Origin of the sequence: Actinoallomurus purpureus, assembly GCF_024055795.1 — a bacterium.
Lineage (GTDB): Bacteria > Actinomycetota > Actinomycetes > Streptosporangiales > Streptosporangiaceae > Actinoallomurus > Actinoallomurus purpureus.
Window position 1 is genome coordinate 614821 of the sequence record NZ_JAMXMY010000001.1, and the last position, 14597, is coordinate 629417.

At 72.0% G+C, this 14597-nt stretch carries 16 protein-coding genes and 1 pseudogene; 8 read left to right on the forward strand and 9 right to left on the reverse strand.

The window, feature by feature from the left end:
• Window positions 1-68: 68 nt before the first annotated feature.
• Window positions 69-1175, forward strand: coding sequence for an acyltransferase family protein (locus NE236_RS02775; protein ID WP_252840170.1), 1107 nt, complete (start codon window positions 69-71; stop codon window positions 1173-1175).
• Window positions 1176-1195: 20 nt separating this feature from the next.
• Here NE236_RS02775 and NE236_RS02780 read toward each other — a convergent pair whose 3' ends face one another.
• The 3 genes from NE236_RS02780 to NE236_RS02790 form a co-directional block, all read right to left on the reverse strand.
• Window positions 1196-1951, reverse strand: coding sequence for a nuclease-related domain-containing protein (locus tag NE236_RS02780; RefSeq protein WP_252840171.1), 756 nt, complete (start codon window positions 1949-1951; stop codon window positions 1196-1198).
• 323 nt (window positions 1952-2274) lie between these two features.
• Complete coding sequence (locus NE236_RS02785; RefSeq protein ID WP_252840172.1) at window positions 2275-2889, reverse strand: MarC family protein; 615 nt, start codon at window positions 2887-2889, stop codon at window positions 2275-2277.
• 217 nt (window positions 2890-3106) lie between these two features.
• Window positions 3107-3415, reverse strand: a complete 309-nt coding sequence (locus NE236_RS02790; RefSeq protein WP_252840173.1) for a MarR family winged helix-turn-helix transcriptional regulator — start codon at window positions 3413-3415, stop codon at window positions 3107-3109.
• Between NE236_RS02790 and NE236_RS02795 the strand changes: the two genes are divergently transcribed.
• Complete coding sequence (locus tag NE236_RS02795; RefSeq protein WP_252840174.1) at window positions 3405-3944, forward strand: hypothetical protein; 540 nt, start codon at window positions 3405-3407, stop codon at window positions 3942-3944. The genes NE236_RS02790 and NE236_RS02795 overlap by 11 nt on opposite strands.
• On the opposite strand, the gene NE236_RS02800 is transcribed toward NE236_RS02795, so the two are convergent.
• Both NE236_RS02800 and NE236_RS02805 read right to left on the reverse strand, forming a co-directional pair.
• Window positions 3932-4768, reverse strand: coding sequence for an alpha/beta fold hydrolase (locus NE236_RS02800; RefSeq protein WP_252840175.1), 837 nt, complete (start codon window positions 4766-4768; stop codon window positions 3932-3934). The genes NE236_RS02795 and NE236_RS02800 overlap by 13 nt on opposite strands.
• 60 nt (window positions 4769-4828) lie before the next feature.
• Window positions 4829-5206 (reverse strand): ArsR/SmtB family transcription factor, encoded by a 378-nt coding sequence (locus NE236_RS02805; RefSeq protein ID WP_252840176.1) that lies wholly within the window; start codon window positions 5204-5206, stop codon window positions 4829-4831.
• Between the two features lie 128 nt (window positions 5207-5334).
• Here NE236_RS02805 and NE236_RS02810 point away from each other — a divergent pair, with 128 nt between their 5' ends.
• Window positions 5335-6588, forward strand: a complete 1254-nt coding sequence (locus NE236_RS02810) for an MFS transporter (protein ID WP_252840177.1) — start codon at window positions 5335-5337, stop codon at window positions 6586-6588.
• 36 nt (window positions 6589-6624) lie between these two features.
• Here the strand turns inward: NE236_RS02810 and NE236_RS02815 are convergent, their stop codons facing one another.
• Complete coding sequence (locus NE236_RS02815; RefSeq protein WP_252840178.1) at window positions 6625-9258, reverse strand: hypothetical protein; 2634 nt, start codon at window positions 9256-9258, stop codon at window positions 6625-6627.
• A gap of 83 nt (window positions 9259-9341) precedes the next feature.
• Here NE236_RS02815 and NE236_RS02820 point away from each other — a divergent pair, with 83 nt between their 5' ends.
• Window positions 9342-10328, forward strand: a complete 987-nt coding sequence (locus tag NE236_RS02820; RefSeq protein ID WP_252840179.1) for an EamA family transporter — start codon at window positions 9342-9344, stop codon at window positions 10326-10328.
• Here the strand turns inward: NE236_RS02820 and NE236_RS02825 are convergent.
• Window positions 10309-11046 (reverse strand): ABC transporter permease, encoded by a 738-nt coding sequence (locus NE236_RS02825; RefSeq protein ID WP_252840180.1) that lies wholly within the window; start codon window positions 11044-11046, stop codon window positions 10309-10311. The genes NE236_RS02820 and NE236_RS02825 overlap by 20 nt on opposite strands.
• Window positions 11036-11245 (reverse strand): hypothetical protein, encoded by a 210-nt coding sequence (locus tag NE236_RS02830; protein WP_252840181.1) that lies wholly within the window; start codon window positions 11243-11245, stop codon window positions 11036-11038. The genes NE236_RS02825 and NE236_RS02830 overlap by 11 nt, the downstream gene beginning before the upstream one ends.
• A gap of 15 nt (window positions 11246-11260) precedes the next feature.
• Between NE236_RS02830 and NE236_RS02835 the strand changes: the two genes are divergently transcribed.
• The 3 genes and pseudogenes from NE236_RS02835 to NE236_RS02845 form a co-directional block, all read left to right on the forward strand.
• Window positions 11261-11893 carry an ATP-binding cassette domain-containing protein gene (locus tag NE236_RS02835; RefSeq protein WP_252840182.1) on the forward strand — a complete coding sequence of 211 codons (633 nt, stop codon included), beginning with the start codon at window positions 11261-11263 and terminating at the stop codon, window positions 11891-11893.
• 119 nt (window positions 11894-12012) lie between these two features.
• On the forward strand, window positions 12013-12981 hold the full coding sequence (locus NE236_RS02840) for a hypothetical protein (RefSeq protein WP_252840183.1): 969 nt from the start codon (window positions 12013-12015) through the stop codon (window positions 12979-12981).
• 52 nt (window positions 12982-13033) lie between these two features.
• Window positions 13034-13150 (forward strand): annotated as a pseudogene (locus NE236_RS02845) (aromatic-ring hydroxylase C-terminal domain-containing protein); the annotation flags it as partial.
• A gap of 56 nt (window positions 13151-13206) precedes the next feature.
• Here NE236_RS02845 and NE236_RS02850 read toward each other — a convergent pair.
• Window positions 13207-13920 carry a TetR/AcrR family transcriptional regulator gene (locus NE236_RS02850; protein WP_252840184.1) on the reverse strand — a complete coding sequence of 238 codons (714 nt, stop codon included), beginning with the start codon at window positions 13918-13920 and terminating at the stop codon, window positions 13207-13209.
• Window positions 13921-14083: 163 nt separating this feature from the next.
• Between NE236_RS02850 and NE236_RS02855 the strand changes: the two genes are divergently transcribed.
• Entirely contained in the window at window positions 14084-14536 is a 453-nt protein-coding gene (locus NE236_RS02855; protein WP_252840185.1) for an iron chaperone, read from the forward strand.
• The last annotated feature ends 61 nt before the right edge of the window (window positions 14537-14597 follow it).

Genomic DNA, 14597 nt, shown 5'->3' on the forward strand with positions numbered 1-14597 from the left:
GCATCTGTTCAGACACACCGTGTTGACTGATCCGGTAACTCGCCGTCTCCGACCAGGGTTCTGCCGTTTTGAGCATCCGCACCGACCTCGTCCGCACCGACCTCGTCCGCACCGACCCTGTCCGCACCGATCACCCGCGTACCGATCGAGACCCCTACTTCGACAACGCCAAGTTCCTCGCCGTGGTCCTCGTGGTCATCGGCCACGCCTGGGAGCCCCTGCGGGGGGCCGACGTCGGCGGGCGGCTGCTGGAGGCCGCGCAGACGTTCATCTACGTCTTCCACCTGCCGGCCTTCATCGTGATGTGCGGGTACTTCTCCCGCGGCTTCCCGACCGCACGCGCTCGCACCCGCAAGCTCGTCGCCACGATCGTGGTGCCCTACGTGCTGTTCAGCGTGGCGTATCCGCTGTGGGCCGGATTCCTGTCCGGGAGCCACGTCGGCTGGGATCCGCTGGAGCCGTACTACCTGACCTGGTTCCTGCCCGCCCTGCTGCTGTGGCGGCTGTCCACGCCGTTGTGGCAGCAGATCCGTCACCCCGTCGTCATCGCGGTGCTGATCTCGATGCTCGCCGGGTTCGTCACCCTGCCGAGCACGCTCAACGCCGCGCAGGTGCTGTCGTTCCTGCCCTTCTTCGTGCTCGGGCTGACCCTGCGGCCGCACCACTTCGCCGTCCTGCACCGTCGTGCGGTCCGCATCGCGGGCGCGGTCGTGCTCGTCCTCGGCGGTCTCGCCGCGTACCTGCTCGCGCTCAGCGTCGATCCCGAGTGGGTGCACTGGCGGCGCAGCTTCGGACAGCTCGGCGTCGGCGCCCCGGCGGGCGTCGGATTCCGGGTGGTGGCGATGGCCGCGGCGGTGATCCTGACGGTGGCGTTCCTGGCCGTCGTGCCCGCCCGGCGCACGTGGTTCACCCGGCTGGGCGCGGCCACGATGTACGCCTACCTGCTCCACGGCTTCGTCACGCTCTTCCTGGGCTACCAGGGCTGGTACTTCGGCCTCTCCGGCTGGCAGGTCGTGCTGGTGACGGTCGGCTGCGTGATCCTGGCGGTCGTTCTGTCCGGCGATATGACGCGCAGGGTCTTCCGGTGGGCGGTGGAGCCCAGCCTGGACTGGCTCTTCCGCGCGGCTCCCCACGGAATGAGGGGGATGGACGGGCGGGCGCGGTCCCCCGAGTGACCTGCCCGCCCGCGCCGGGCTCAGCGTACGACGATCGCCTGCCGGCTGATCGGCAGCCGATGCGCCGCGTCGGCGATGGTCGCCACCTCCTCGGGGGAGAAGCGGTTGCGCTGGCGCCGGATCCAGCCGGGAAGGCGGTGGGCGCGGATGAGCGTGACGCCGTCGGCCTCGACGAGGGCCCGGGCGAGGTGACCGCCGTGGATGACGGCCACGGCCTCGACGGCGACCTCGCCGCCGAGCCGCTCGGCGAGCAGCGCGGCGGTGGCGTCGGCCCGTTCGCGCAGCGCGGCGGCCATCTTGGCGCCGGAACGCTCGTCGACGAACAGCGTCCCCTTGTAGGCGGCGATGTCCGTGTCGGGCGCGATCGCCTGATTATCGATCATCAGCACGCCGGTCGGGCCGATCACCAGGTGATCGATCTGTCCCTGGCCTGGAACGTTCCTGCCCTGCAGGACGCGGTATCCCCGCCAGTCGAGAGTGAGGCGGAGGAGGGCGGACGTGCGTCGTTCGCCGCGTTGGCCCTTACGCCAGGCGCTGGACGCGATCCGCTGGCGCAGGTAGTAGAGCGTGTCCACCAGGGCGATCACCGCGGCGGCCAGCAGCCCGAACCAGAAGTCGACGAGTACCGTGCCGATCACCAGGCCGAGGGCGGCGAGCGCGCCGCGCACCTGAAGCCGACGGCGCTTTCCCTGCGCCCACAGCTGCTCGTGCACCGCTTGGGGGGACCCGCCGGTCAGCGCCGGGTTGTCCGGAACATAGATCGACCCACCGAACATCACGCGACCCTTTCGCTCGTGGAAATTCATTGTCTCTTAATAACCGCGAGAGGGCCGCTCGGGTAACACGGTTAGTACATAAAAGTAACATAGAGAAATTGCCGGGTATCGTGTGCGGGAACTTCACGTGCAACCTGCAGCTCAAGTTTCACGTGCTGGTGAGGAGTGCGCGAGGCCGATCCGCGAGATGGTCGCCACGGGGCGTTCCCGGCGATGAAGACGTCAGCCTATCGCCATCCGCCCGACTATTGTCGTGGTTCTGTGATTGGCGGCGATTCGATTTATTTCAGCCGTGCTCCGAGCCATGGGCGCCCGTCGGCCGGTCACGGGTGCCCGGATCGCGCGATGATGCCCATCGCCTGAAGGCCGACGATGGCCAGATCCACCCCGACGGCCGCGAGCAGCAGGCCCAGCAGGCGCCCGCCGACCTCGATCCAGGTCCGCGGCACCCAGTGCAGGACGTACGTCAGCGCCAGCATGGTGACCAGGTTGGCCGCGACGACGGCCAGGTAGGCCAGGGCGACGAGGGCGGGCCACCACCATCCGTTCCGGGTCACCGCCAGCACGATGACCGATGTCATCGCGAGCGGGCTGGCGACGTAGGGCAGCAGCAGCGCCATGAACCCCTCGTCCGGGGCTCCGGCGGGAGCGTCGGCGTGCCCGTCCAGAACGAGGCGCAGGGCGTACACGAAGAAGATGCCGCCGCCGGCGATCATGACGTCGGCGTCCCCGATGTGGAACAGGTGCAGCAGCGGCTCGGCCGTCATCGCCACGACCACACCGCACACCGTCGCGGCGGCGGCGGTCCGCAGGGCCAGGCGCCGCAACTCCCGCGCTTCGCGTCCCTCGGCGAGTCGTGCGAAACTCAGGATCACCTTGGGCGGCCCGGCCACCGCGATGAGCACGACGAAGACGTCCCACAGGTTCAGGTGCGCCACTCCGGCGTCATGCCTTGGCGCGGGCGGGGGCAAACCTCCAGGCCGGGGCCCGGCCGATGCGGACCGGCAGGCCGTCGCGGGCCAGTACGGCGATACTCGCTGGACGGTTCACCCGCGACCGCCAGCCGTTCGGTGAGCGCTCGCGCCCGCGACGGTGCCGGAGCCGCGCCCGTCTCTCGCGCGGAAGGCCGCGTGAGAACGGGTCACGCCTTCATCGTCACTCGCCGGAGCCTGGATGGGAAGGCCTCCCGGCGTCTCGCCGCGGTCGCACGTCCGACCGCACCCTGCCGACCTCGGCGACGGCATCGTCCCGCGCCGCCTCGACGAAGGTCGGCAGCGAGCGCAGCCGGTCCTCGTCGAAGGTGGCCAGGACGTCGTGGGTGCGGTCGGTCAGTCCGGCGTAATAGTCGGCGACGCGCTTCAGGCCCTCCGGGGTCGGCTCGATGAGCACCTTGCGCCGGTCGTCCGGGTCGGGGCGACGCCGGACGCAGCCGGCGGCGTCCAGCCGGTCGATCATGCGGGACACCGAGCCCGGTGTCAGGCCGACCCGTGCGGCCCGGGCGGCGGCGGTGGTGGGGCCGCCTCGGTTGCTGCCGAAGGCCCGCAGTCTCGCCCGCAACGACGCCGTCGTGATCCGTACGGCGGAGGACGGCCGTCTCGACGCGGAGGTGACCGTACGCGGGGCCGTCCACCGGGTCTCGGTCGGGCTGCCGTGCTGGAGTGGCGCCGCGCGGACCGAGGCCGCGGGTCTCGTCACCGCGGCGCTCGCCGATCCGGGCCTGCCTCCGGGTGACCTGCCCGACGCCCTCGCGGCGGATCTGACCGGACGCGGCGCCGACCTCGCCGTTCCTGACGGCGAGCGGGTCACCGACTGCACCTGCCGGGCGCGGGAGGACGGCTGCGTCCACGTCCGGGCCGTCCTTTACGCCCTCGTCCAGCGCGTCGACGAGCGGCCGCTCCTCGCCGTCGAGCTGCGAGGGATCAGGGCCGAGGCGTCCGATCCCGACTGGATCCCGCTGGGCGACGTCCCCGTCGCGGGCTTCTACGGGATCTGACCGCCGAGCCCGGCGCCGTCCCGGGACACGGCGCCCGGCCGCGGTCGGTCCGCGCTGCCCTCCAGGAGGACGCGGGCCACGAGGTGCGGGTCGTCGGCCATGGGGACGTGCCCACAGTCCTGAAGCCAGACGAAACGTGCGTGCGGCAGCGCCTGCTGCGCGCGGATCGCCTGACGGGATCGCAGGAGGCGGTCGTGGGTGCCCCAGGCGATCGTGACCGGGACGTCCTGGACGCTGCCGCGGAACGTCGTCTCGCGACCCGCCCGCAGGGTCGGCTCGAACCCGGCCGCGCCGCGCAGCGCGGCCGCGTCGTCCAGGAGCGTGTCGATGGCGATCAGATCCGGCCGTCCGTAGATCATCCCGAACATCAGGGCGCGCATCCGCGGCGAGCGCGCCAGTCGGCGCATGGTGGAGGCGGGTACCCCGGCGCCGAGGCGGCACGCGCGCAGAGCGAGCGCCGCGTACCGCAGTTCGACCGGCGTGTAGAACCCGGCGGGGGACAAGGCGGTCACCGAGCGCGCGAGCCCGCGGTCGGCGGCCTCCAGCGCGAACAGTCCGCCGAGTGAGTTGCCGGCGACGTTCGGGCGGTCGAGGCCGAGCCGGTCGATGAACTCGCTCAGCAGGCTCACCACGGTGTCGAGGTCGTACGGGGTCCCGGGCGGCAGGGGAGGTGAGGCGCCGAAGCCGGGCAGGTCGACCGCGATGACGTCGCGTTCCTCGGCGAGCAGGTCGATGACCGGCTCCCAGGCCTGCCAGCGGTGGCCGATGCCGTGCATGAGCAGCAGAGGCGGGCCGTCACCCCGCCGTTCGAAGACGATGTCCACCCGCCGAGCGTAAGTCGAAGTTACCGCTCGGTCACTATGACGGCGCTCACAGGCCGACGTTCAGCCGGACTCCGGGATCCAGACGGCGACGAGGTCCAGCAAGCCCGGAAAACGGGTGTCGAGGTCCTCGACGCGGACGTGGCTGCGGCGCTCGAGGCCGTACTGGCGCTGCCTGATGACGCCCGCCTCGCGCAGCGCCCGGAAGTGATGGGTGAGAGAGGACTTCGGACGGTCCAGGCCGAACCAGCCGCACGGGTGGTCGAACTCCTCGCGGTCGAGCAGGAGCTTGCGCACGATGCGCAGCCGCAAGGGGTCGCTCAGCGCCCCCAGTACCGTCTCCAGGCGCAGCTCCCCGGCGGCCGGTTCGGGCAGCGGGGGCGGCGCACCGGGCGGCTCGGGCAGCACCGTGACGACCGGTCTCGCCTGTGTCGCCGGCATCGGCGGTCCTCCCTCTCTTCGTCTCCGCTTATACGACTTGAATCGTACTACGTGTGTTAAGTTCGAGTCTGTTCGTACCAGTACGAGTTATGTCGTACTTGTGCTCGACGAGAGGGTGAGGAGATTCCATGGCGAACATCCGGACAGGGCGTGCCGGCGCGGCCCCCGCTCGGCCACGGATCCGGAGGGAGGACGTCACCGGCGCCGCGCCCACCTGGTGGGTGTGGCTGGCGGCGTGGCCGGTGACGGCGGTCTTCGTCCTGTCGAACGCGGCCACGCCGCTGTACGTCCTGTGGCAGCACGACATCGGTTTCTCCAAGGGCACGCTGACCGTCATCTTCGCCTGCTACATCGCCGGGCTGCTCGGATCGCTGCTGGTCTCCGGCGTGCTGTCCGACCGCGTCGGCCGCAAGCCGGTCCTCCTGCCGGCGCTGGTCCTCGCGATGGCGGCATGTGTGATGTTCGCGACCGCGTCGACGGTGGCGGCGCTGATCACGGCCCGGCTGTTCACCGGCATCGCCGTCGGCGCGGTCGTCTCCGCCGGCATGGCGGCGGTGACGGACGTGGCGGGACCGCACCGTAAGCGGCTCGCGGCGCTGCTCGCGTCGTGCGCGATGGTCTTCGGCGCCGGCCTCGGACCCTTCCTCGCCGGCGTGCTGTCCGAGAGCCTGCCGGCTCCGACCGTCACCGTCTTCCTGGTCGAGGCGGCCCTGCTGGCGACGGCGGTGCTCACCACGCTGCGGATGCCGGTCCGTCGCTCCGCCGCTCCGGCACCGGCCGCCCGCTCCTTGATACGCGTTCCCGGGGTACCGCGAGGCAGCGGCATTCGGCTCGTGCTCGGGATCGCCGTGTTCGCCCCCGGCATCACCGCGACGTCCTTCGTCCTGTCCCTCGGCCCGTCACTGCTCGCCGGGCTGCTGAACACCACCGACCGCGCGCTCGCCGGGGGCATGGCCTTCGTCATGTTCCTCGCCGCCACCGGGGTGCAGTTCGCGGTGCAGCGCCTGCGCAGGCCGACGGTCCTCCTCATCGGGGCGGTGAGCACGACGGCCGCGATGGCCGCTCTCGTCGCGGCGGTGCACACCTCGTCGGTCCCGTCTCTCATCGCCGCGGCCGTGCTCGCGGGCGCGGGCCAGGGAGCGGGTCAGCTCGGCGGCCTGTCCCTGCTCAACGCGAGCGTCCCGCCGCAGCGCCTGGCCGAGGCCAACGCGGCGCTCAACGTGGGCGGCTACGTGCCCGCGGGCGTCCTGCCGGTGATCGCCGGGTACCTCAGCGACGCCATCGGGCTGACGGTCGGCGCGACGCTGTTCGGCGCGCTCCTCGCCACCTTGGCGACCACCGGAGGTCTGATCGTCCTCGGCGCGCGCCGAAGGCTCCGGTGACCGGCCGATAGCGTGCTCCGGACCGCCGGGGAACGTTCAGGACCCGAGTTCGGCGGCGACGCCCCGGAAGTCCTCCATGGAGAGGGTCAGGGTGTTCTGGCCCTGGAACATCTGGGTCTCGCCCGCCTGGCCGAGGTGGTGGTTGCAGGCCCGGTCGAGGTAGGCCTCGACGAGCCGGGCGTTGGTGAGCCGGCCGCGTCCCCGGAGCGCCGCGAGGTCGCGCCGTGCCACCTGCCAGGCCTCCGGCGCCAGCTTGAGGCGGCGTTCCCCCGCCAGCAGCGCCGCCAGGTGCACGCGGAGCCCCGGGTCGGACAGGTCCGGCAGCCGTACGGTGCGCAAGTCCGTGACCAGCTCAGGGATGGCGTCGGTCAGCTCCCGCAGCCGGCCGGGCGCGCAGGTGGCCGCGATGACGGTCTCACTGACGCCCTCCACCCGCGCGCGGTACAGCGCCGAGGCGTACGCCGCGCCGCGATCGTCGTCGAGGACCACCGTGTCGAGGCCGTCGATCAACAGCGTGTGACCGCGGTACGCGGCGATGCGTTCGCGCAGCTGCCGGGGGTCGATCTCGGCGAGCTCGTCGGCGAGCAGCGTGTGGACCTCGCCGCTGCCCACGCCGACCTCCGCCAGCGCGCGGGCGATCATGCGGCTGAGGCGGCGCTGGCCGCAGGACAACTCCCCGACCAGCAGCACCGCCGGTGCAGAGGCGCTGGAGACCTCCTGCCCACGCAGGCTGAGCGCCCAGGTCCCGCGCCGGCGCAGCTCCGTCAGCAGCCGCTCGATGTCATCGGGGCCGGGCAGGAACGTGATGCCGTGCGCCTCCACCAGCCGGGGTCCGGGATCGGGCCGGTACGCCGCCGGATCGGGGAACGGCGGCGGGGTCCGCCCGCCGGCCGGCGGATCGTCGGGTGAGACGGAGGTGGGCGGCACCGCGGGGTCCGGGGTGACCGCGGTCGGCGGAGCGGTGGAGAACGGGGACGCGGGGTCGGGGCCGACCGCGGTGGGGGCCGAACCCTCATGCGAGGGGAGAGCCGGTGACGCGGCACCGGGGTCGGACGAAGGTCCGGGGCCGCCGGCGTTCGAGGCGTGCGCCGCTGGGTCGGACGAGGGGCCCGCCTCCGCCGGGGAGCCGGGGATGGACGTCGGGGCGGAACCCGCCGGGGAGCCGGGATTCGAGGTGGGCGCGGAGTTCGGCGTCGGGGCGGGGCCCGGGTTCGAGGAGGGGCCGGGCAGGGGCTCGGAGGCGGGCCAGGCCGTCGTCGCCGGCTGCGGCGGGGGAGGGGAGTCCGCCTTGCGCTGCTCGGCGAGGTGGGCACGGGCGGCCTCGATGATCTCCCACGGGGTGAGTGCCTCACCGGCACCCGGGTCGGGTGCAGCGACGATCGCCTTCATCAGCGCCGCCGGGATGGTGAATCCGGGCCGGGGCGGCGCCAGTCCGGCGAGCCGGCACCAGGAGAGCGCGGTCGCGTACGAGGCGGCCAGCAGGCCGCGCAGGATCTGGGGGTCGGCGCCGGCCACCGCGTCGGGCAGCGTGCCGTCGACCGGCCACAGCTCCCGGAGCGGGTGGGCCGGCTGTGCGAGCGACTGCAGGGTGCGGACGCCTTCGGGGTCCAGCCAGGGCAGCGCCGCCGCCGCCGCGCCGGGGGCGGCGTCCAGGTCGGCCGCGAGCAGGGTGAACGCGACCCGCCGGGCCTCGGCCGGTCCGCCCGCGGCGGCGGGCAGCGCGGCCGCCGCCGCGGCCAGGTCGTAGCAGGCGAGGCGGAACTGGTCGCCCGGCGCCGTCTCGCGCAGCAGCGTCACCCGCAGCTCCGGAGGGCAGCGGCGCAGCCATTCCTGGACGATCGCCGCATCGCCGTACCGCGCGCCGGCGTGATCATTCGGGACCATCCGCAGGGTCGTGCCGGCCATCGCGGCGAGTGCGTCGGCGCGGGGCCGGAAGGCGGGCTCGCCGCGCAGCGTCTCGGCGGTCTCCCACAGGGCACGGGCGACATAGGAGGCGCCCATCGGGTCGCCGGCACGCAGGCGCTCGGTGTAGGCGCCGATGATCAGCGGGAGCGCGGGGGGCAGGAACCAGCGCGGGCCCGGTCCGGCGGGGGCCAGGTGGCGAGCGAACAGCCCGAGGATCGGGTGGTCGGCGTCGGCGACCGGCGCGCCCGCGCACCACAGGACCCCGAAGAAGGACACCGCGACGGGGCTGGGGGTGCCGGGCACGAAGTGGGGGTCGCGCACCGGGAACTGCGCGGGGTTGGCGGAGGCCGCCGCGGCCACGGTCTGCTGGAGCCGGGTGAGCACCGCGGGGGCCGGGGGCGCGCCGAACAGGCCGTCGGCGGCCAGCGGGCCCGGGGTGAGGTCCGGTCCGGTGGTCAGCAGAGAGGGCGGCACCGGTGGGCGCCCTGCGCCCGGTGGCGCCGGCATCACCGCCTGGCGTGCGGCGGGGTCGAACGGGGGCGGGCACAGGTGCCAGTTGCCGTCCAGGCCGCAGCGGTACCAGCGGCCCCAGGCCCCGAACAGCCACCACTCGCCGGCCCCCGCGAGCATCCGCGAGGTGATCGCCTCGGCACGCGCATGCGGCGGCGCGCCCATCCACCAGGGGGAGGACGTCATTCCACGCACGTCTGTCTCGATGGCCGCGAACGGGTCGCTCGGGGGTGCGGCCGGGGCCTGCCAAGTCACGATGCGCATCGTAGTGCGTTCACTAGGACGCCTTTGCGCCCGTAATGACCGTAATGTAGTTTTACTCCTTAAATGGAAGGGGGGTGGGGCGTTTGAACGCCGCGCGGCTCAAGGCGTCGGGACTGGCCTTCGGGATCGTGTCGTCGATCGCCTTCGGCACGTCGGGGCCTTTCGGCAAGGCACTGATCAACGCAGGCTATTCGCCGTTGCAGGCGTCATGGACGCGCGTGGCCGGCGCGGCGCTGGTCCTGGTGCCGCTCGCCCTGCTGCTGCGCGGGCGTGCCGCCGGGCGCGCGGTACGGCGCCGGTGGCCGCTCCTCCTCCTGTACGGGCTGATGGGCGTGGCGGGCTGCCAGTCGCTGTACTTCTTCGCGGCGTCGCGCCTGCCGGTCGGGGTGGCCATCCTCCTGGAGTTCACCGGTCCGGTGCTCGTCGTCGCGTGGCTGCGGTTCGTGCAGGGCAGGCAGGTGCCCCGGACCGCGTCGATCGGCGTGGGCATCGCCCTGGTCGGTCTCGCCTGCGTCGTCGAGGTGTGGTCCGGTCTCAGCATCGACCTTCTCGGGCTGCTCGCCGGTCTCGGGGCGGCCGCCTGCCAGGCCGCCTACTTCCTGATCATCGACCGGGTCGGAGACGAGGTCGACCCCCTCGTCATGACCGCCGCGGGCTCCACCGTCGGCGCGGTGGCGCTGGCGGTGGCCGCACCGCCGTGGGGCATCCCGTGGCACGTCCTCACGACCGGGGTGCCGCTCGGTGAGCGGCTCGCCCCGGGTTGGCTCCTGGCCCTCTGGATCATCCTGATCAGCACGGTCACCGCGTACCTCACCGGCGTCGCCGCCGTCCACCGCCTGTCCGCCCCGGTGGCGGGCGCCGTCGCGTACGTCGAGGCGGTGTCGGCGGGTCTGTTCGCCTGGATGGCGCTGGGCGAGCGGCTGAGCCGCGCGCAGCTCGTCGGAGGGGCGATCGTGCTGGTCGGCGCGTTCGTCGCCCAGCGGTCGGTCGCCCCCGACGAGCCCGTGATGGAGCCGGTGCCCTCCCTGGAGGGCGCCGGCGTCAGGAGTGCTGACGGGTGAAGGTCCGGGTGCCGAACGCCAGCGCGGCCACGGCGAACGCCATGGAGACGGCCACGCCGGTCACCAGCGTCCCCGACGCGTAGTGTCCGGCGAACGCCGCGCGCAGCGCCTCCACGCCGTACCGGAAGGGCGTCGCGCGGGACACGGCGTCGAGCCAGGCGGGCGCCGCGGACATCGGCAACAGCGCCCCGGACAGCAGGAGCATCGGAACGACGAACGTGCTGGACAGCGGCGCGAACAGCTCCTGGCGCCGGAGCGTCAGCGCGAACGCGTAGGACAGCGCGGCCAGGCCGGCGGCCAGCGGCACGAGCAGCGCCAGGCCGAGCAGCAGCCCGGCGACCGGTGCGCGGAACCCGAACGCCATCCCGACCACGATCACCAGCAGCGCCTGTCCGAGGAGGACGACGGTGTTGGTCAGCACCCGGCCAAGGAGCAGGGCCAGACGGGAGGCGGGGGTGACGCGGAGCCGTTCGAGGACGCCGAACCTGGCGTCGAAGACGATGCCGAATCCGGCCAGCCCCGCGCTGAGCAGCGAGAGTTGGACCAGCACGCCCGGCACGAAGATCTGCCAGCTGTCGTGGCCGAGGTAGGTTCCGAGCAGCGGCCCGAACAGGACGAGGTTGAGGACGGGCTGCAGCACGCCGAAGATCAGCCCGATGGGGCCTCCCAGGGTGAGGCGCAGCTGATGGCGGAAGATCAGCCAGGTGTCACGCGGCACGGGCGGCGGCCTTTCGCTCGGTGAGGGCCAGGAAGACGTCGTCGAGGGTCGGTCGGGAGTGCCGGATCGACAGGGGCTCGACGCCGGCCGCGTCCAAGGCCCGGGTGAGCTCGATGAGCTCGCCTACGACCGGGACGCCGGACGCGTGCAGAGTTCGATCGCCGGGCGCGTACGCCAGGCGCGGGAGAGACTCCGGCAACTGCGGGACCATCCGGTGCCCAAGCCGCCTGAGCCGCTGCGCTTCGAGGGGCTGTTCCGCGGGAGAGGGCAGGACGGGACGCTCGCCGAGCTGCACGAGGTGACCGTCGGCGACCGGCTGCGCGCGGTCTCCCTCACGGTGGCGACCGGTGACCACCTGCTGGTCCACGGCCCGAACGGCGCGGGCAAGTCCACCTTGCGGCGGGTCCTCGCCGGCGAGGAGCCCGACTCCGGGGTGGTGCGCCGGCGAGGCCGCGTCGGGTACCTGCCCCAGGAGGTCGACTTCCCCGATCCACGGCGGTCCGTACTGGCGGTGTTCGCCGACGGCCGGCCCGCGCACCCCGACGAGCAGCGTTCGCGGCTGATCTCGTACGGGCTGTTCCACCCGGACGCGCTCGAGACGCCCGTCGGCGCGCTGTCGGTCGGTCAGCGACGGCGGCTGGCCCTGGCCCGGCTGCTGGCGTCAGAGCACGACCTGCTGCTGCTCGACGAGCCGACCAACCACCTGTCGCTCGTCCTGGTCGAGGAGCTGGAACAGGCGCTCGGCACCTACTGCGGCGCGCTGGTCGTCGTATCCCACGACCGGACGCTGCGACGGCGGTTCCCGGGCGCGCGGCTGGAGCTGCGCGCCGGGCGTCTCACCGGCTGACCGCCCGCCTCAGGACCCGACGACTCGACTCCTCGACGATCGCCGCCAGTCGGCGAACTGTCACAGGTGCTGAAAACATAGAAGACGGAGGGCGCTTTGTGAGCACAATGCTGGAGATCATGATCAAGGACGAGCGCGACTCGATATCGCTCGCCCACGAGATCGCTCGCACGCTCGGAGCTGGCGGGTTTTTCGCCGGACGGGACGGCAACGTGCTCTCGATCAAGGCCCAGCCCTGGATCGGCACCGACGGTTACGGCACCCTCGACCTGAAGTCCGTAGAGGCCGCCGAAGACGGCGAGCCGGGGATGTACGACGACACCGCCTACGCCCCGTACGACCACGAACTCACGATCGAGTTCAGAGGGGGACCCGGAAGGACGCAGCAGGAACGCGGCGAACGCTTTGGCCGCGCGTTGTTCGACCGGCTGACCGTGCTCGACCGGCCGTTGGCGTATGGAGAGGTCGGCGGAGACCTGTTCGCCGACTACCTTCCGGGCAAGGGTGTACGCGAATTTCCGCCGGGAACCGATTACGACGAGCCGGACCCTGACATCTGGGCCGAACCCCGCCTGCACGACGCGTCCTATCTCGCACGGCCAGCCGACGATCCGAAGCGGTTGCGTGGGGAAGGCGTGGTCTTCGAGCGCGAGGACCTGCTCCAGATCGTCCCGCAGGTGCTGGCCCCGGAGGGCGAGATCCGCTTCGGCGCGCCGGTCGTGGCTATCCGGACCAACGCCGACCCCGTCCGCATCGGCCGCTCGCTTGTACGGGCACTCGGCCGTCCCAGCCCGGCCACCATGGAGTACGGCGACCCGGCCGCATGGATCACAGGCTCGACGCGGCGGTCCGCGGACAGCTTCTCCCGTGAAGCCATCTCGATCGACGTGCGGAGTGACGGGGACGCCCTCACCGCGGTTCCCCATCTGCCGTACAGGGGCGCACCGGTTGAAACGCCCGTCCAGGGCGAAGCGGGCGAGATACCCGTTCGTCAAAGCAAGACACCTTGCGACGAGGCCGCCCTGGGGCGGCTGCTCCTCCGGCTTACCTCCGCAGCCCGCGATGACACCAGTGCAGCTGTCCCTTGAGCCGGGTCCCCGGTCGGTGTGCCGGCTGGTGTCGGAACTGTTGGACTTCGAGGAGGTGAACGTGCCCGCTGTGCTGCTGTGGCCGGACGGCCATGTGGCGTGGGTCGGTGGCGATCAGCATGATCTGCTCGACCAGCTGCCGCGGTGGTTCGGCGCCGCCGTCAGCTGAGCGCGCAGGTGTGGCTCGAAAGGGCGGGTGCTTCCCGGGATGTTCGACGCCGTCCATCAGCAGCTCGGCGGGTCACTGGTGGTGGTCTGGGACAACCTCGGGTTGGCGGGGCGGGGTACTGGCTCCGCACCCACCTGCGGTGTTTCACAAGAAGCGGCGTGCGAGGTTTGCGCTCGAGTTCTCGTTGATGTTCCGTACGCGGCCATGAACATGTCCAGCAGTCCGTCGACCGCGTTCTCGTCGATGGGGCGGGTTGACAGCAGGCTGCGGTAGTACAGAGTGCCGCACAGCACCTCGGCGGCGAATTCCAGGTTCGCTTCCGCGGTCAGTTCACCGGTGCGCTGGGCGCGGGTGATCCGGTCGAGGGTTCTCTGCTCGACGGTGGCCAGGAATCGTTCGTGCAGGGTCGCCCGCAGCGTGGAATCTGCCTGCGCCTCGGCGATGACTGCGCGGTAGACGGGGCCGATCGGCGGGCTGGAGAGGGCGAGGCCTGAGCGTAGGAACTGTTCACGCAGATCCGCGCGGACGTCCCCGGTGTCGCGGTAGTCCAGGTCGCTGGCCCACACACGACTGAGCGCGTCGAGGAGCAGCGCCGACATGGACGGCCAGCGCCGGTAGATCGTGTGTTTTCCGACCCCGGCCCGTCTGGCGACCGCCTCGATGCCCAGGCCCGCGTAACCGACCTCCGCAGCCAGATCGAGGGTTACTCGCAGCAGCTCTTCAGTGCGCGCAGCGCCTCGGCGCCGTGGCGTGGCAGGCGTGTCGGTCATGTTGCCATCCTATCGGCACGTGGCGTGCCGTTGACAGTGCCGAGGACTGCGTGCAACATTAGGTCCCGATCGGCACGATGCGTGTCGATGGGAGTTGGGGTGGCATGCCGCCACCCACGCGCCCAAGATTGCGCCACATCAGATCCGCAAGGGGAGATCTGCCATGAGTAGCACCGAAAGCAGCAAGCACGAGGGGTTCACGGCCGAGGAGCGGGCCGCGATGAAGGACCACGCTCAGGAGCTGAAGGCGGCTGCGCGCCGCAGCTCGCGCGCGGAGAAGGCGGCGGAGGCGGAGCGGGACGTGCTCACCAAGATCGCCGAGATGCAGGACTCGGACCGGATCATGGCCGAGCGCGTCCATGCCGTCATCACAGTCAGTGCCCCCGTCCTAGCGCCGAAGCTCTGGTATGGGATGCCCGCCTACGCGCTGGACGGCAAGATCGTCTGCTTCTTCCAGAGCGCGGAGAAGTTCAAGGCGCGCTACGCGACGCTCGGGTTCAGCGACCAGGCGAAGCTGGACGAGGGCACGATGTGGGCGGCCGGTTTCGCCCTGACCGAGGTGACCGCCGAGGTGGAGGCGCGGATCGGTGCGCTCGTGAAGCAAGCGGTGAGCTGAGGAGCGCACCCGGCGAAACCGGCAGCCCTGACACCGGGTCGGCTTCGCGGATCATCTCAGC